The 15,833-nt window shown below is 70.5% G+C and carries 16 protein-coding genes; 4 read left to right on the top strand and 12 right to left on the bottom strand.

The window, feature by feature from the left end:
- Positions 1-39: 39 nt before the first annotated feature.
- From U3649_RS04145 to U3649_RS04130, 4 genes are all read right to left on the bottom strand, one after another.
- Positions 40-1,164: a dipeptidase gene (locus tag U3649_RS04145; protein ID WP_407353626.1), complete on the bottom strand. Its 1,125-nt coding sequence runs from the start codon at positions 1,162-1,164 to the stop codon at positions 40-42.
- 51 nt (positions 1,165-1,215) lie between these two features.
- Entirely contained in the window at positions 1,216-2,526 is a 1,311-nt protein-coding gene (locus tag U3649_RS04140) for a peptide MFS transporter (RefSeq protein ID WP_407353625.1), read from the bottom strand.
- Positions 2,523-3,515, bottom strand: a complete 993-nt coding sequence (locus tag U3649_RS04135) for a dipeptide epimerase (protein WP_407353624.1) — start codon at positions 3,513-3,515, stop codon at positions 2,523-2,525. The genes U3649_RS04140 and U3649_RS04135 overlap by 4 nt, the downstream gene beginning before the upstream one ends.
- Positions 3,516-3,582: 67 nt before the next feature.
- Entirely contained in the window at positions 3,583-5,634 is a 2,052-nt protein-coding gene (locus U3649_RS04130) for a serine hydrolase domain-containing protein (RefSeq protein WP_407353623.1), read from the bottom strand.
- Positions 5,635-5,846: 212 nt separating this feature from the next.
- Here U3649_RS04130 and U3649_RS04125 point away from each other — a divergent pair, with 212 nt between their 5' ends.
- Positions 5,847-6,488 carry a helix-turn-helix domain-containing protein gene (locus tag U3649_RS04125; RefSeq protein ID WP_407353622.1) on the top strand — a complete coding sequence of 214 codons (642 nt, stop codon included), beginning with the start codon at positions 5,847-5,849 and terminating at the stop codon, positions 6,486-6,488.
- Between the two features lie 18 nt (positions 6,489-6,506).
- Here the strand turns inward: U3649_RS04125 and U3649_RS04120 are convergent, their stop codons facing one another.
- Entirely contained in the window at positions 6,507-7,292 is a 786-nt protein-coding gene (locus U3649_RS04120) for a MipA/OmpV family protein (protein WP_407353621.1), read from the bottom strand.
- A 156-nt stretch (positions 7,293-7,448) separates the two neighbouring features.
- Between U3649_RS04120 and U3649_RS04115 the strand changes: the two genes are divergently transcribed.
- Positions 7,449-8,114, top strand: a complete 666-nt coding sequence (locus U3649_RS04115) for a response regulator transcription factor (RefSeq protein ID WP_407353620.1) — start codon at positions 7,449-7,451, stop codon at positions 8,112-8,114.
- The gene (locus tag U3649_RS04110) at positions 8,111-9,490 is read left to right on the top strand and encodes an ATP-binding protein (RefSeq protein WP_407353619.1); all 1,380 of its coding nucleotides are present in this window, start codon (positions 8,111-8,113) and stop codon (positions 9,488-9,490) included. Before U3649_RS04115 ends, U3649_RS04110 begins: the two co-directional genes overlap by 4 nt.
- Positions 9,491-9,717: 227 nt before the next feature.
- Here U3649_RS04110 and U3649_RS04105 read toward each other — a convergent pair whose 3' ends face one another.
- On the bottom strand, positions 9,718-10,797 hold the full coding sequence (locus tag U3649_RS04105) for an MBL fold metallo-hydrolase (RefSeq protein WP_407354537.1): 1,080 nt from the start codon (positions 10,795-10,797) through the stop codon (positions 9,718-9,720).
- A 76-nt stretch (positions 10,798-10,873) separates the two neighbouring features.
- On the bottom strand, positions 10,874-11,458 hold the full coding sequence (locus tag U3649_RS04100; RefSeq protein ID WP_407353618.1) for a GNAT family N-acetyltransferase: 585 nt from the start codon (positions 11,456-11,458) through the stop codon (positions 10,874-10,876).
- A gap of 462 nt (positions 11,459-11,920) precedes the next feature.
- Here U3649_RS04100 and U3649_RS04095 point away from each other — a divergent pair, with 462 nt between their 5' ends.
- The gene (locus U3649_RS04095) at positions 11,921-12,490 is read left to right on the top strand and encodes a diffusible signal factor-reguated Ax21 faimly protein (protein WP_407353617.1); all 570 of its coding nucleotides are present in this window, start codon (positions 11,921-11,923) and stop codon (positions 12,488-12,490) included.
- Positions 12,491-12,682: 192 nt separating this feature from the next.
- Here the strand turns inward: U3649_RS04095 and U3649_RS04090 are convergent, their stop codons facing one another.
- The 5 genes from U3649_RS04090 to U3649_RS04070 form a co-directional block, all read right to left on the bottom strand.
- Positions 12,683-13,717 carry an NAD(P)H-dependent glycerol-3-phosphate dehydrogenase gene (locus tag U3649_RS04090; RefSeq protein WP_407353616.1) on the bottom strand — a complete coding sequence of 345 codons (1,035 nt, stop codon included), beginning with the start codon at positions 13,715-13,717 and terminating at the stop codon, positions 12,683-12,685.
- Between the two features lie 3 nt (positions 13,718-13,720).
- Positions 13,721-14,257: a protein-export chaperone SecB gene (gene secB, locus U3649_RS04085; RefSeq protein WP_407353615.1), complete on the bottom strand. Its 537-nt coding sequence runs from the start codon at positions 14,255-14,257 to the stop codon at positions 13,721-13,723.
- Positions 14,258-14,326: 69 nt separating this feature from the next.
- Positions 14,327-14,767 carry a rhodanese-like domain-containing protein gene (locus tag U3649_RS04080; protein WP_407353614.1) on the bottom strand — a complete coding sequence of 147 codons (441 nt, stop codon included), beginning with the start codon at positions 14,765-14,767 and terminating at the stop codon, positions 14,327-14,329.
- Positions 14,768-14,852: 85 nt separating this feature from the next.
- Positions 14,853-15,272, bottom strand: a complete 420-nt coding sequence (locus U3649_RS04075) for a hypothetical protein (protein ID WP_407353613.1) — start codon at positions 15,270-15,272, stop codon at positions 14,853-14,855.
- Between the two features lie 29 nt (positions 15,273-15,301).
- The gene (locus U3649_RS04070) at positions 15,302-15,760 is read right to left on the bottom strand and encodes a YiiD C-terminal domain-containing protein (RefSeq protein WP_407353612.1); all 459 of its coding nucleotides are present in this window, start codon (positions 15,758-15,760) and stop codon (positions 15,302-15,304) included.
- Between the last annotated feature and the right edge of the window lie 73 nt (positions 15,761-15,833).

Genomic DNA, 15,833 nt, shown 5'->3' with positions numbered 1-15,833 from the left:
CTGCTCTCCTCAGATTCGAGCCGCCTGCCCAGGCGGCGATCAGCCCCAGATCTGTCCCAGCAGGCGGCGGAAGTTGCCACCCAGGATCAGCGTGATGTCGTCGTCCGAATAGCCGCGCTCGACCAGGGCCGCGGCCAGCGCGTGGAACTTGCGCGGGCTGTCGAAGCCGTCGGTGTCCAGCTTGTCGCGGAAGGCGTAGCTGGATTTGTAGAGCCCGCGCAGCATCTCCAGCTGGTCGGCCGGCATGTCGTCGTAGCCGTGCAGGTCGGCGTCCGAACCGATGCCGACGTGCTCGACGCCGACCAGGCGCACGACGTGGTCGATGTGGTCGACCACGTGCGCGACGGTGGTCGGTTCGCGGTCGCGGACGAAGTTGCGCACGCCGGTGATCCCCATCACGCCGCCCTTCGCGGCGAGCTTGCGGATCGCCTCGTCGGTCTTCAGGCGCGGGTGGTCGTTGAGCGCGCGGCAGTTGGAATGGGTGATCGCGATCGGCTTGGACGATGCCTCGATCGCGTCGAGCGTGGTGCGGTCGCCGCAGTGCGAGACGTCGACCAGCATGCCGGCGGCGTTCATCGCCTCGACGATCTGCACGCCGTAGTCGCTCAGGCCGCTGTCGACGCGTTCGGTACCGCCGGTGCCGAGATAGTTCTGGCTGTTGTAGGTCAGCTGCGCGCAGCGCTGGCCGAGCTGGTGGAAGAACTTCACGTCTTCGGCGGTGCGGAAGTGATCCGCGTTCTGCACGCCCATGACCACCGCGATCCGGCCCTGCGCCTTGGCCCGGTCGAGGTCGGCGGCCTTGCCGGCCAGGCAGAACACCTCGCCGTTGCGGGCGATGAAACCGTTCCACGCGGCGAGGTAGGCCAGCGCCTTCTCGTGCGCGTCGTGCCCGTCGATGCCGATCGCGTGGTGCATCACGGTGACGCCGCTGGCGCGGAAATCGGCGGCCTGCGCCTCGGTCAGCTGGCCGGCATGGGCCTGGGGCCGGAAATCGAGCTTCAGCGGCGCCAGCATGTCGACGACCATGGCCCGCTCGACCAGCGTGGCGACGCGGGGGCCGGCCGCGGATGCGGCGACGGCGAGGGTCGGCGGCAGGGCCGTCGCCAGCGTGCCGGCCGCCATGGCCTGCAGCAGGCGTCGCCTGGAGAGGTCAGCGATTGTCATACGACGCCCTCATTTCTCCCATTGGGCATAATGATCCTGATTGGAGAATTGTCAAATCCGCGCCGCGGCGGCCGCCGCTTCGCCGGGCCGCGCCTCGGCCTCCATCCGCCGCGCCGGCCGGTCCAGCAGGGCCAGCAACACGCCTGCGCTCCCGGCCACCGCCGCCATCAGGGCGAAGAACGCGGCCGGGCCGAGCCGGCTCCAGGCCATCCCCAGCAGGCCCGCCAGCAGGTTTCCGCCGAACGCGGCGAAGAACCACGCCGCCACCGTGGTCGCCCGGTGCTTCGAGGGCGCCAGCCGCGCGAACAGGCCCAGGCCGACCGGCAGGATGAACAGCTCGCCCACGGTCAGGACCAGGAAGAACAGCGCCAGCCACATCCAGCTCGCCTGCCCCGCCGCCGTGCCGGCGCTGACCGCGGCCAGCAGCAGGTAGGCCAGCGCCACCCCGCCCGCGCCGAGCGCCATCTTCCGCGCCGATCCGGGCTCACGGCCGTGCGCGGCCCGGCGCGACCAGTGCGCGACCAGCACCGGCGTCAGCACGATCACCAGCAGCGGATTGAGCGCCTGGAACCAGGTCATCGGGATGGTCAGCGCGCCGAGGCTGCGGTCGATGCCGGTGTCCGCCCACAGCGCGATGGTGTTGCCGATCTGCTCGTAGGCGCCGCGGAACAGCATCACGCACAGCCCGATCGCGAACAGCACGCGCAGGCGCAGGGCGAGGCCGGTGTCGTCCGCCTCGCCGGTGGCGACGACCGCCTCGCGCCTGCTCGCCTCGACCGGCAGGTAGCGGCCGCCGGACACGTAGACGGCCAAACCCAGCAGCATGCCGATGCCGGCGGCGCCGAAGCCGTAGTGCCAGCCGTACAGCTCGCCCAGCGTGCCGCAGACCAGCGGCGCCAGCAGGCCGCCGAGGTTGATGCCGACGTAATAGATGTTGTAGGCCGAACCGCGACGCGGATCGCCGCGCCTGTAGAGACCGTCGACCTGGCTCGGCAGGCTGGGCAGGAACAGGCCGTTGCCCAGCGCGATCGACGCCAGCGCGAGGTAGAACAGGCTCTCGGAGGCCATCAGGAAATGGCCGACGGCCATGATCGCGCCGCCGATGATCACCGCGCGGCGGCGGCCGAGCCAGCGGTCGGAGACGACGCCGCCTAGGATCGGCGTGAAGTACACCGTCGCCGCGTACAGTCCGTACACCAGCGACGCCTGCTGCTGGCCCATCAGCAGCTGCTTGGTCATGTAGTAGACCAGCAGCGCGCGCATCCCGTAGTAGGAGAAGATCTCCCACATCTGGGTCAGGAACAGGATCGTGAGCCCGCGCGGCTGGCCGAACCAGTCCCGTTGCGCGGGCGCCGTACTCACGGATTCCCCCAGACTTCGCCCGGGCACTCGAGGTAGCCGTCGCGATAGACCACGCCCGGCTTGCGGTCTGCCTTCAGGAACACCGGTCCGTCCAGGTCGACCACGTCGCAGAACTGGCCGAGCACGAACGCCGGCGCCATCGCCAGGCTGGAACCGGCCATGTTGCCGACCATGACCTGCTTGCCCAGTTCGCGCGCGCGGCGCGCCATGCGCAGGCCCTCGCTCAGGCCGCCGCACTTGTCCAGCTTGATGTTGATGACGTCGAAACGGTGGTGCCGCGCTTCGAGCTCGGCGAGATCGAGGATGCTCTCGTCGGCGGCGAACGGCAGCACGCGCTCGATGCCGTCGAGGTCGGCCTCGTGGCCGCGCCTGCACGGCTGCTCGAGCAGCGACACCTTCGCTTCGAGCAGCACCGGCAGCAATGCCGGCAGGCTGCCGGCGTCGTAGCCCTGGTTGGCGTCGACGCCGATCCACGCATCCGGGCAGCGCTTGCGCACCGCGCGCACGCGCGCGCCATCGAGTTCCGCTTCGCCGGTGAGCTTGAGCTTCAGCGCGCGGGCGCCGGCATGGGCAGCGGCGTGTTCGGCCATCACCCGCGGGTCGTCGGCGCCGACGGTGAAGGTGGTCAGCAGCGGCCGCACGCCGTCCAGCCCGGCCAGCTTCCACACCGGCGCGCCGCTGCGCCTGGCGTCGAGTTCCCACAGCGCGCAGTCGAGCGCGTTGCGCGCGCCGCCCGGCGGCAGCAGGGCGTTCGCAGCCTCACGGTCGATGCCGGCCTCGATGCGCGAACGCATCGATGCCAGCGTGGCGAGCATGCCTTCGGGACGATCGGCGTTGTAGTACACCCCGGCGGCTTCGCCGCGGCCGACGTGGCTGCCGTCGCGCAGGGTCACCACCGTCGCCGGCATGGCGTCGAAGACGTATCCGGAGATGCGGAACGGCGCCGACAGCGGCAGCGGTTCGTTGTGCAGTTCGAGTTGCAGGCTCACGCGCCCCCCGCAGGTTGGGGATGCGGGCGGCGACGAGTCGCCGGCCCGCATCGATCGGCAGCAGGGATCAGTAGTAGGCGCCGTAGCCGAGCAGGTGGTGCGAGATGCCGACCCACAGCAGGAACAGGCAGGACAGCGCCAGCACGACGCTCCACAGCTTGGCGAGCAGGCGGCGCCGGCTGCGCAGCACCTTCCAGCAGTTCCACAGCGCGGCCAGTGCGCCGAGCGGCAGCACCACCAGCGCCAGCAGGCGCACGAGGTTGAACGCCACGTCGGTGCCTGGGCCGAGCTTTTCGAGGTCGCTCGTCAGGCCCACGATCAGGCCGAGCGCGCCGGCCATCACCACCAGCACGGCGAGCGCGGCGATGCGGATGATCCGGTGCATGCGCGCATCCTCGCCCGACAGCCGGTACGGCACGCCGTAGTAGCGGCGGACCAGCGCCGACACCGGCCACGCCAGCACGGTCGCGGCCAGCGCCAGCAGGCTCAGCGCCAGCAGCGGCAGGACCAGGCCCGGCGACTTCCACCAGGGCAGGCGCTGGAAGACCATGATCGCCGCATACGGCTCCATGCTGAAGCGGGTCACCTTGCCGTCGACCACGTCGGCGGCGAGGCGGTCGCCGCTGGCGACGTCCTGCCACAGGTACGGCGAGATCTCGCGCCACTTCTTCGGTGCGCCGGAGGCATCGAGCGCCATCGACACGCTGATGGTGCCGTCCTCGTTCGGGAACACCTTGACCGGGCCGAGCAGGTTCAGCAGCGACATGAAGTTGCTGTCGGGACGACGGCTGCTGGCATAGGCGCCGGCGATCTGCTCGGCATGCAGCTTGGCATCGGCCTCGGAGACGGTGCGCTCCGGCGGCGGCGGGCCCGGCAGGTAGCGGTCGGCGAAGCCCTCGACCAGGTTGTCGCGGATCAGCAGCGGCGCGCCATCGCGGCCGGAGCTGTTCATCGACACGTAGATGCCGATGCCGTCGTCGACGAACAGCTGCAGGTCGCTGTGGAACCAGAGCGTGTCGCCGCCGTGCGCGATCGCGCGGTGGCCGTTGAGCGAGGTTTCGTAGAAGCCGAGCATCATCTCGTTCAGCGGGCCCACCGAGGCCTGTCCGCTGGTGTGCATCGTCCGCGCGGTGTCCTCGCCGAGGATGCGCACCCCGCCGTACGCGCCGTCCTGCAGGTGCGCGATCATGAACTTCGCCATGTCCGCGCCGGTGGCGGCGAGGCTGCCGGCCGGGGCCAGGCTGATGAACTCGTAGTCGCGCGGCTTGCCGTCGGACGCGCGCGCGTAGCCCTTGGACATGTTCGCCAGCAGCCCGGCCGGCAGCGGCTGGCGGAAGCTGGAGTCCTCCATCCCCAGCGGCGCCAGGATGTGCCTGTCGATGTAGTCGTAGAACGATTCGCCCGACACGCGTTCGATGATGTAGCCGGCCAGCGCGGTCGCGTAGTTCGAGTAGGCCGGCGTGGTGCCGGGCGCGTGGATGCGCTCGGGCACCCAGCGCTTGAGCGCCTGTTCGAGCGGCACGACCTGGTCGGCCTTGCTGGTGATCAGGCCGCGGATCTGCTCCTCGAAGCCCACCGTGTGGGTCATGACCTGGCGCAGCGTGGCCGGCTTGCCGTCGCGCGCCGGGACCTCGAAGTCGATGTACTGGTTGAGGTCGGCGTCGAGGTCCAGCTTGCCCTGCTCGACCAGCTGCATCACCGCGGTCCAGGTGAACAGCTTGGAGATCGAGCCCGGGCGGAACAGGTGCCTCTCCGGATCGACCGGCGTGCGCGCCTCCAGGTCGGCGTAGCCGTAGCCCTTCTGCAGCAGCACCCGGCCGTCCTTGACCACCACGACCACGGCGCCGGCGATGTCGCCGGTCTGCAGAGCGTAGGGCATGTAGCCGTCCAGCCAGGCCTCGAGGTCCGGACGGGTGAGGCTGGCCGATCCGGCCTGGACGGCGTCGTCGGCCACGGTCGCGGCGTCCTCCGCTTCCGGCTCGCCGGTCTCGGGCGCCAGTTCCGGCGGAACGATCGACGCCGGCGGCGCGGCAGGCGCCTCCTGCGCCTGCGGGGCGGCCGCAAGCGGCAGGGCGAGCAGCATGCCCGCGACAAGGGAAAGGATCGTGGTCACGCGCATTGCAAGCCTCCTGATTTGGCTCCCCCGGACCGTTGCTGCGAGTGCGGCCTGTTCACGCCAACACAGCGCCGATCAGGCCTGATCATGCGATAATGATCCCAATTGGAGAATTGTCAACCTGCCCCGGTCTGGCGGTCGACGCCGCAATCGCGCGAATATGCCCGGGCACGGGCGGCATTGGCCGCATCCGCTTCTACAGGAGTTTCAGGCGAATGCCCTCGCAACACCCCACGATCGGCCATCTGCTGCGCGCGCTGCGCACCCGCAACGGCTGGACCTTGAAGGAAATGAGCCAGCGCTGCGGCATTCCGCTGTCGACGCTGTCCAAGGTCGAACACGACCGCCTGAGCCTGACCTACGACAAGCTGCTGCAGATCAGCCAGCGCCTGAACATCCGCATGTCGGAACTGTTCGCCGAACCCGACGCCGCCAACGAGCCGCCGGTCACCGCGCGCCGCAGCATCGCCCGGGTCGACGATGCGATCCGGGTCACCACGGACAACTACGACTACTTCTATCTGTGCCCGGAACTGCGCCGCAAGCGCATGATCCCGGTCCTCACCCGGGTGCGGGCGAAGAGCCTGCGCGAGTTCGGCGACCTGGTGCACCACTCCGGCGAGGAGTACATCCACGTGCTCGCAGGCCGGGTCGAGGTGCACACCGAGTTCTACGACCCGATCGTGCTGGAGGCCGGCGAGGGCGTGTACATCGACTCCAACATGGGCCACGCCTACCTCGCCGGAGCCGACTGCGACGAGGCGCTGCTGCTGGGCATCTGCTCCAGCGCCGACGAACAACTGCTGCAGGCGCTGTTGACGCTGCACGGCGACAACGGCACGCCGGCGAAGAAATAGCCGCCGCCGGCCGCCCCATCAGAACGCGCGGACCACCCCCACGCTGGCGAACGGCGCGGTGGCCCGTTCCACCACCGGGCTGTCGCGGGCGTCGCCCTGCAGGCGATTGACGCCGGCGGCGGTGACCAGGCTCCAGCGGCTGCCGGCGAAACGGTGCAGCCAGACCGCCGAGGCGCCGACCGACTTGACGCCCGAGGAGACGGCGTACACGGGCAGCCCCGCCTCGCTGCGCGCCGCCTGTTCCGGGGTGATGCCGAACCAGGTCCGCATGCGGTCGTCGTCGGCCCATTCCACGTTCGCGCCCAGCGTGACCACGTCGCGCTCGCGCTGGAGCACGCGGTATCCGGCGCGCAGATCGACGGTGGCGCCGTAGCCGCTCTTGGCCGCGCGCCGGTATGCCACGCTCGCCGAGAGCCGTCCCGGCTCCCAGGCCAGGAAGGCGCCGTAGACGGCATGGGTATCGAGATCCTCCAGGCCCCGCAGGATCTCGGCGTCGTCGGCGTCGCGCCCCATGCCCGCGCTCAGGAACAGTCCGCCGACCAGGTCCGCGTCCGTCGACCACTTCACCCCCAGCGCCGGCAGCCCGGCGCGCGGCGAGAAGAAGAAGTGCTCGGTCTCGTAGCGGACCAGCGGCAACGGCAGGAACCGATCGTCCTCGGCGCCTTCGTACTCGGGCACCATCGCCACGCCGATGCCGGCGTAGTTCTGCGCCGCCGCCTGCTGCGCGCACAACGCCAGCCCGAACGCGAGCAGGCAGCGGTGCACCGGTCGCGACCGCCGGACCTGAGTGAAGAGCGATGTCATGGAGGACGCCCCGATCGTTGGATGGACGCGCAGCATGCACCGCCGTATTTAAGTTTTCTTTAAGCGCGCACCCGCGTCCGACCGCCGGTGCCGCTTAAACCTGTTTTAATCGCCTTCGGCGAGCCTGCCCGGCCGCATCCGCATCCCGGCGCTTTCATGGACTCCGTGCTCCTGGTCGAAGACGATCACATGCTCGGCGACGCACTCGCGGCGGCGCTGGCGCAGGACGGCTGGCGCGCCGACCGCAGCGAGGACGTCGCCGCGGCGCGGCTGGCCCTGATCGACCACGCCTACGCCGCGGTGCTGCTCGACCTCGGCCTGCCGCGCGGTTCCGGACTCGACGTGCTGGCGGCGATGCGCGCCCGCTACGACACCACTCCGGTGCTGATCATCACCGCCCGCGACCAGCTCAGCGACCGCATCCGCGGCCTCGACAGCGGCGCCGACGACTACATCGTCAAGCCGTTCCAGCGCGACGAACTGCTGGCGCGGCTGCGCGCGGTGGTCCGCCGCAGCCGCGGCCGCGTGGCACCGCAGCTGCGCTGGCGCGACGTGGTGCTGGACCCGGCCGAACGCAGCGTCACCCGCGGCGGCGTGCCGGTGGCGCTGGGCGCGCACGAGTACCGCACGCTGCTGGCGCTGATGGAATGCCGGGGACGCGTGCTCGACCGCGAGCGCCTGGAGGACCGCATCTACGGCAGCGATGGCGAGATCGGCAGCAACACCGTGGCGGTCTACGTCCACCAGCTGCGCCGCAAGCTCGGCGAGGACATCGTGGCCACCGTGCACGGCTACGGCTATCGCCTGGGCGATTCGCAATGATGCGATCGCTGCGGGCGCGGCTGCTGGTGGTGCTGACGCTGGTCGTCCTCGCCGCCTGGGCGATCTGGTTCGCCTGCCAGTACCAGCAGATGACCCGGCAGCAGAGCGGCCTGTGGGACCGCTCGCTGCGCAGCATCGCCGAGCAGATCCTGCTGTCGCTGCCCGGCGACATCGAGGCCACCGGCACCGGCCCGCGCCTGCGGCTGCCGCGCGACACCACGGCGCTCGCGGGCAAGTTCGACAACCTGCACTTCCAGGCCTGGGCGCTGGCGCGCCGCGAAGGCATCGTCGCCTCTGCGCATGCGCCGGCCGGGCCGATGCGCGCGGATTTTTCCGACGGCTACGCCGACGTGCTGATCGAAGGCGTCCCGTGGCGCGTGTTTTCGGTCAGCGACGCCGAGGGGCGGGTGCAGGTGCAGGTCGGCCACGACGCCTCCCTGCAGCACCACGAAGTCAAGCGCTGGGCGCGCGCCAGCCTGGTCACCGCGCTGCTGGTGCTGGCCGGGTTGGCGCTGGCGGTGTGGGCGGTGGTGCGCTGGTCGCTGCAGCCGGTGCTGCGGTTGCGGCAGGCGATGGCGGCGCGCGAGACGCTCGACCTGGCGCCGCTGCCGGAGACCGGGCTGCCGTCGGAGGTGCGGCCGCTGGTGGATTCGTTCAACACGCTGCTGCAGCGCCTCGACCATGCCCTGCAGAACGAGCGCCAGTTCCTGAGCGAGGCCGCGCATGAACTGCGCACGCCGCTGGCCGCGTTGCTCACCCAGGCCCAGGTGGCGCTGCACTCGAGCGACCCGGACGACACCCGCCGGGCCCTGGGCCGGCTGATCCGCGGCATAGAGCGCACCTCGCGCCTGGCGCAGCAGCTGCTCGACTCGGCACGGGTCGAAAGCGGTCGCGGCGAGGACCGCCAGGGGGTCGACCTGGCGCAGGTGATCGCGATGGTCGCGCAGGAATTCGAACTCGTCTCCGCGCGCAAGCGGCAACGGATCCTGCTCGACACCCGGCCGTGCACCGTCACCGGCAATCTCGACGACCTCGGCATCCTGGTCCGCAACCTGCTCGACAACGGCCTGCGCTACGGCCACGAGGGCGGCCGGGTCGAGATCGCCTGCCGGCAGGCGGCCGACGGCGCCAGCGTGCTGACGGTGCGCGACGACGGCCCCGGCGTCGTCGACGGCGAACGCGAGCGGATCTTCGAGCGCTTCTTCCGCGGCAGCAACGGCAACGGCGAACGCGGCAGCGGCATCGGCCTGTCGCTGGTCGCGCGCATCGCCCGCGCCCATGGCGCCCGGGTGCAGGCGGAGAGCGGCCTCGACGGCCGCGGCTTCGGCGTGCGCCTGGTGTTCCCGGCGCGCGGAGATGCCGACGATCGCCGCTAGAGCGCGTCGACAGGCATCCCTCGCACCGATGCCCCTGTAGGAGGGGCTTCAGCCCCGACCCCGGCAAGCGAGCGGGGCGCTAGAAAGACCCGCGCACGCAGCTTCCCTGCCGTCACCCGCGCTGCTCGTTGCCTTGCCGCAAGCTTCGGCGCGTCGGGGCTGAAGCCCCTCCTACAGGGATCGGCTGCGGGGGTGAATTTCGAGTCGGCCTGGAGCCCTTGTCTTTCCTAGCGTGCCGATTCCACGGCGGCGCCGGTGCCGATCGCATCCGGCGCCGGCTCGCGCGGCATGCGCCACCAGGGTTCGAGCGGCGGTGGCTGCCGCACCGGCACGGCCTGGCCGATGCGCGGCAGCGTTAGCGCGATTCCGCGCGCCGCGGCGAGTCGCACGATGCGCTCCATCGGGTCGTCCCAGCGATGCATCGCCAGGTCGAAGGTGCCGTTGTGCACCGGCAGCAGCCAGCGGCCGCGCAGGTCCAGGTGCGCCTGCAGGGTCTGCTCTGGCAGCATGTGCACGCCTTCCCAGGAAGGGTCGTAGGCGCCGCATTCGAGGAGCGTCAGGTCGAACGGGCCATAGCGCTCGCCGATCTCGCGGAAGCCGTCGAAATAGCCGCTGTCGCCGCTGAAGAACAGGCGCAAGTCCGGGCTCTGGATCACCCATGAGGCCCACAACGTGGGGTTGCCGGCGAACGGCCGGCGCCCGGAGAAGTGCTGCGCCGGCGTCGCCACCAGGCGCACGGTGCCGATGGTGGTCGCGTCCCACCAGTCCAGCTGGCGCACCCGCGCCGGGTCCACGCCCCAGCGGACCAGCAGGTCGCCCACGCCCAGCGGTGCCAGGAACCAGTCGGTCTTCTCCGCCAGCGCCCGCACCGCCTGCTTGTCGAGGTGGTCGTAGTGGTCGTGCGAGAGGATCACCGCGCGGATCCGCGGCAGCTGTTCGATCGTGATCGGCGGCGGATGGAACCGGCGCGGCCCGGCCCACTGCAGCGGCGAAGCGCGCTCGGAGAACACCGGATCGGTCAGCCACCAGCCGCCGGCCAGCTTGACCAGCACGGTCGAATGGCCGAGCCGGAACACGGTGCCGTCAGCGGCGTCCGCCAGGCGCTGCGGATCCAGCGCGTCGAACGGCAGCGGCGCGGGCGGCGTGGTGCCCGCCGGCCGGTCGAACATGAAGCTCCACCACGCCTTCGGTATTTCGCGCCAACCCAGGGTCCTGGGTTCGACCGGATTGCGGAAGCCGCCATCGCGGAACTGCGGCGAACCGGGATAGCGCATGCCGCTCCACGCGTCGATCGAGAAGTAAGCCATCGCCAGCGCCAGGCCGAGCAGGAGGATCCGGAACGCGGTGATGCGCGGACGCCGGATCCTGCCGCGCCCGTCCCGGTCAGCCCCCGTGCGCCGCACGGCCCGCAGCCTGGTCGGCAAGCGGCAGCACGTAATGCACCAAGGCCGTGCGCACCGCAGCCGCCGGCAGTTGCGCTTCGACGCGCGCCGCCTGCACGGCGGGCAGGCGCCACTGCAGGTTCAGGCAGCCGAGCGTGCGCGCCATCCGCAGCGCCCGCAGGAACAGCCGGCGCTCGATGTCCTGCGCCTGCGGATGCGCCCGCACGTACAGCGATTCGAGTTGGAAGTAGTTGCCGCCCTCCAACAGCGAACAGCCGGCCAGCGCGCCGGCATAGCCGATCGCCTCGCCCTCGGCCTCGGCGATCCAGGCCCAGACCCGGACCGGCGGATCGAACAATGCCTCCACCAGATCGCGGGCATCGCTGCACCGCGGCCCGAACGGCGTCCGCTCGGACCCCGCGCCTTCCGCATGTTCCCGGCACAGGCGCAGCAGCGTCTCGCAGTCGCCGGCGCGCACCGGACGGATCGCCGCCGGAACGGCGGCGGCTCGCGAAGCGAACCGCCGGACGCGGCCGACGACGGGCGGGCTGGATGGAAGCGGATGCAGGAGGGCGGACGCGGACATGCACGGTCTCCGTCACGGGTCGGGGGAGCGACGACCATGCGCCGGGCGCTTTAAGAAGTCTTTAAATCCGCTCGCGGCGGGATATCCCTCTCATGCGACCGCCTGGGTCCGCGCGACGGCAGTCGATGGCGCTGCCGCCGTTCCCTTCCACCGCCGGTCGCCGCCGCGGATGCCGCTCCCGCCAGCGGCTGTTTCGACGACGATCGACCGCGCGACACGCTCGGGCAGTCGCTGCAGGCGCGCCGTTTCGGCCGGATGCGCACGGACGACCTGAATACGAGCGGAAAGTTCCTGAACTTGTCGGTTCACTATTCAGGCCATGTTGCGCTTGCTCTCGCACAATGCACGCACCGGCCCGGGTGGTGGTCGTGCTTTCAGCTACTGAATTGCACTTCCCTCCCCCTCCCCTCGCCACCCGGGCCGGCCTTTCGATAACAACGCTTCCAACAGAGAGGCTCCCCGATGAAACATTCCCTGCTTGCCTTGACCCTGGCCGCCGCCCTGCCGTTCGCGGCCGCCCACGCCGCCGAAGGCGTCTCCTACAACTACGTCGAAGGCGGCTACAGCGCCACCAACCAAGATGCCGACGCCGACGGCTTCGGCGCCAACGCCTCGGTCGCCTTCCACCCCAACTTCCACGCGTTCGGCGGCTACCACAACCAGGAGATCGACGACTCCAGCATCGACTTCGACCAGTGGCGCGTGGGCATCGGCTACAACCACGAGATCTCGCCGCGGGCCGACCTGGTCACCCGCATCGCCTACGAGAAGTACGACTTCGGCCGCATCGGCGGCCAGCGCCTGGATCCGGACGGCTACAGCGCCGAGGTCGGGGTCCGCGGTGCGCTGACTACCCACCTCGAGGGCTATGCCATGGCCGGCTACGAGGACTACGGCAGCGACTACGGCGACGACTTCTACGGCCGTCTCGGCGCGCAGGTGAAGTTCACCCCCAACTGGGGCGTCAGCGGCGACGTCAAGTTCGCCGGCGGCGACACCCAGTGGTTCGTCGGCCCGCGCTTCACCTGGTAGGCGCACCGGCACAACCCGCACCATCGCGACCGACTCTCTCTCCCCTGGAACGTCGCGATAGGCCCCGGTCGGCAACGACCGGGGCTTTTTTTGGGGCCGTGATTGGTGATTGGTGATTCGTGATTGGCAAGAGCAGGTCGGAGGCGCGCTCCTGCTTCTACGAATCACGAATCACCAATCACCGCTCTCAAATCACGAATCACCGCTCTCAAACATCCGCACCGGATACTCCGCCTTGCGTTCGCGCGCCATCAGCCGCGCCAGGCCCTCGGCGGGGGTGATGTCGCCGTGCAGCACGTCGCGCACGTTGCTGGCGATCGGCAGCTCGATGCCGTGGCGGTCGGCCAGGCGCATCACCTCGTCGGCGGTCTGCAGCGACTCGACCACCTGGCCGATCTCGCGCACCGCGTCGGCGATCGAGCGGCCGCGCCCCAGCGCCAGCCCGAGCCGGCGGTTGCGCGACAGGTCGCCGGTGCAGGTCAGCACCAGGTCGCCGAGGCCGGCCAGCCCCATCAGCGTTTCCGGACGCCCGCCGATGGCGATGTTGAGCCGCAGCATCTCGTTGAGGCCGCGGGTGATCAGCCCGGCGCGGGCGTTCAGGCCCAGGCCCATGCCGTCGGCGACGCCGGTGGCGACCGCCAGCACGTTCTTCATCGCGCCGCCGAGTTCGGCGCCGCACATGTCGTCGCCGGTGTAGGCGCGGAAGGCCGGGCCGTGCAGCACGTCGGCGACGGTCTGGGCGAACCCCTCGTCTTCGGCATGCACCGTCAGCGCGGTCGGCAGTCCGACCGCGACTTCCTTCGCGAACGACGGGCCTGTCACCACCGCCAGCGGCACGTCGGGGCCGAGGGTCCCGGCCGCGACCTCGTGCAGGAAGCGCCCGGATCCGGGCTCGAAGCCCTTGGTCGCCCAGGCCACGCCGGCCCGCGCCGGGCGCAGCGGCGCCAGCGCCCGCAGGGTCTCGGCGAACGCGTGCGAGGGCACCACCACCAGCACCAAGTCGGCGCCGCGCAGGGCGGTGCCGAGATCGGTGGTCGCGTGCAGCGTCTCCGGGAGGGCGACGCCGGGGAGGTAGCGCGGGTTCTCGTGCTGCCGGCCAATCGCCTCGACGACGGCGGCATCGCGGCCCCACAGCACGGTGGCCGCGCGATGCCGGGCGATCAGCGCGGCGAGCGCGGTCCCCCAGGAACCGGCGCCCAGCACCGCGACGGACGGCGGTGTCGCCATCGGTCAGGCGTTGCCGACCGTCTCGCTGTCGCCGTTGCCCGCGCCCGGCTGCTGCTTGGCGTTGCGCTGGCGCAGGCCCTCGGCGTAGAGCGCCTCGAAATTGATCGGCTGCAGCAGGAACGGCGGGAACCCGCCGGCCTGGATTAGCTCGCCGAGCAATTGGCGGGCATAGGGATAGAGCACGTTCGGGCAGTGGGTGCCGAGCATCGCGTCGAGCACGTTCGGCTCGAAGCCGGACAGGCCGAACACGCCCGCCTGCTGCACCTCGGCCACGTACACCGTGTTGCCGTCGCCCTCGCCCAGGGTGCAGGTCAGGGTGATCCCGAGCACCACCTCGTAGCCGTTCTCGCCGACCTTCTGCACGCGCTGGTTGAGGTTCATGTTGAGCTGCGGCTGCGCCTGCTCGTTGAACACCTGCGGCGCCTTCGGCGACTCGAACGAGACGTCCTTGACGTAGATCTTCTCGACGCTGAACTGGGCCCCTGCGGGCTGCGCGGGCGCGGCGGCGCCGTTGGCGTTGTCGGGTTGTTGCTCGGCCATGGTGGGAAAACTCCAGCTGGATTGGGAAAAGAGGGCGATTATGGCATTGCGCCGTGACGCGCGAATGGCTCAGCGGCCGCGGCCCTTGCTCAGCGGCAGGTCGGCCTGCTGCCAGCCGAGGATGCCGCCGTCGAGCACGTACACGCGCTCGAAGCCAGCCTTCTTCAGCCGCGACGCGGCGCCGGACGCGGTCTGCCCGGTCTTGCACACCAGCACCACCGACAGCGCCTTGGCCGCGTTCAGCTGCTTGCTCTCCGGATCGAACTGGCTCATCTGCACGTTCTTCGAGCCGGCGATGTGACCCTTTTCGAAATCGGCCATCGGCCGCAGGTCGACCACCAGCGCGTTGTCGCGGTTGACCAGCGCGGTCAGCTCCGCCGGGCGCAGGCCCTTGAAGCCGCGGAACAGGCGCGCGATCTCGGTGGCGATCAGCGCCACGGTCAGGCCGACCAGGGCCAGGGACAGCAGTTGGTGGCGGCCGGCGAACGCCAGCAGTTCTTCGAGATTCACGGGACCGGGGGCAGGAGACAGCGGGCGGCGATTGTCGCCCAGCGCGGGACCCAGCGCAAAGTTGCCGTTGCCGGCGCGGCTTGGCTCACCGGCCGGCCCACAGGTCCGGCAGGCCGTTGCTGATCCACCACTGCCCGGTTCCCGGGTCGTAGCGCCACTGCTCGGTGTAGCGCGTCGAGCGCTCGGTCATGTCGTGCCGGTTGATCACCCCGAGCTCGATCTCGCGCACCGCGGTGCCGTCGTCCAGCACCTGCGCGCCGCGCTCGCGGTAGGCCGAGACCTGCACCTGGTTGTAGCGCTCGAACTCCAGATCGGTCATCGGGTTGGCCTCGCGGTACTCCGGATCCACCAGGTTCCACGCCCCTTCGAAGTCGCCCCAGCGGATCGCCGCCGAGTACGCGTACTGCAGCCGCTGCAGTTCGGACATCTTCTTGCCGCCGCTGGCGCACGCGGCCAACGCCAGCACCATCAGCAGCAACAGCGCGCCCTTGCCCATGATCCGCATCGTCTTCCCCTCCCGGTGTTCCGCGAATGCTACCGCTTTGCGATCGCCACGTATCGCGCGCGGGCCGTGGTGGCGGTGCCGCCGTCGGGCAGCGGCACGCGCGCGACCAGGGTGGTGCGGGCGCGGCCGCGTTCGCGCAGCGTGGCGGTGAAGTCGTCCCAGGAGCCTTCGGGCGCCAGCTGCGACTCGGCCTCCAGGTCGGCGAACAGCGGGGCCAGGTAGCGCACCTCGGTGTCGGCGACATAGACGTCGGCCTGCAGGCCCGCCTGCTGCACGCGCAGCGAGACCAGGCCCCATGCGGACAGCGTCATCAGCGAGACCAGGCTGCCGCCGAAGGCGCAGCCCTTGTCGTTGAGGTGTTGCGCCAGCGGCGCGTGCAGGCGCAGGCGCTCGCCGTCGTAGCCGGCGACGCGCACGTGCATCGCCGCCACCGGCGGCATCGCTTGGTAGTGGGCGTCGAGCGCCTGCAGGGATTCATCGAGAGTCATCCGCGAAGGAGTCCTGATCTGGGGAGATGTCCTGGGAACCGGGATCGAGTGCGCATAGGGCTTGTACGGCTTG

Source organism: Luteimonas sp. R10 (assembly GCF_045689605.1).
Classification (GTDB): domain Bacteria; phylum Pseudomonadota; class Gammaproteobacteria; order Xanthomonadales; family Xanthomonadaceae; genus Luteimonas.
The sequence above is the reverse complement of the archived record's forward strand: the minus strand, read 5'-3'. Positions and strand labels throughout refer to the sequence as shown.

Excerpts from the sequence above, each read along its gene's own strand:
- U3649_RS04145 (WP_407353626.1), bottom strand. The coding sequence starts at position 1,164 with ATGACAATCGCTGACCTCTCCAGGCGACGCCTGCTGCAGGCCATGGCG.
- U3649_RS04130 (WP_407353623.1), bottom strand. The coding sequence starts at position 5,634 with ATGCGCGTGACCACGATCCTTTCCCTTGTCGCGGGCATGCTGCTCGCC.
- U3649_RS04125 (WP_407353622.1), top strand. The coding sequence starts at position 5,847 with ATGCCCTCGCAACACCCCACGATCGGCCATCTGCTGCGCGCGCTGCGC.
- U3649_RS04120 (WP_407353621.1), bottom strand. The coding sequence starts at position 7,292 with ATGACATCGCTCTTCACTCAGGTCCGGCGGTCGCGACCGGTGCACCGC.
- U3649_RS04115 (WP_407353620.1), top strand. The coding sequence starts at position 7,449 with ATGGACTCCGTGCTCCTGGTCGAAGACGATCACATGCTCGGCGACGCA.
- U3649_RS04110 (WP_407353619.1), top strand. The coding sequence starts at position 8,111 with ATGATGCGATCGCTGCGGGCGCGGCTGCTGGTGGTGCTGACGCTGGTC.
- U3649_RS04105 (WP_407354537.1), bottom strand. The coding sequence starts at position 10,797 with ATGGCTTACTTCTCGATCGACGCGTGGAGCGGCATGCGCTATCCCGGT.
- U3649_RS04100 (WP_407353618.1), bottom strand. The coding sequence starts at position 11,458 with ATGTCCGCGTCCGCCCTCCTGCATCCGCTTCCATCCAGCCCGCCCGTC.
- U3649_RS04095 (WP_407353617.1), top strand. The coding sequence starts at position 11,921 with ATGAAACATTCCCTGCTTGCCTTGACCCTGGCCGCCGCCCTGCCGTTC.
- U3649_RS04090 (WP_407353616.1), bottom strand. The coding sequence starts at position 13,717 with ATGGCGACACCGCCGTCCGTCGCGGTGCTGGGCGCCGGTTCCTGGGGG.
- secB (WP_407353615.1), bottom strand. The coding sequence starts at position 14,257 with ATGGCCGAGCAACAACCCGACAACGCCAACGGCGCCGCCGCGCCCGCG.
- U3649_RS04075 (WP_407353613.1), bottom strand. The coding sequence starts at position 15,272 with ATGCGGATCATGGGCAAGGGCGCGCTGTTGCTGCTGATGGTGCTGGCG.
- U3649_RS04070 (WP_407353612.1), bottom strand. The coding sequence starts at position 15,760 with ATGACTCTCGATGAATCCCTGCAGGCGCTCGACGCCCACTACCAAGCG.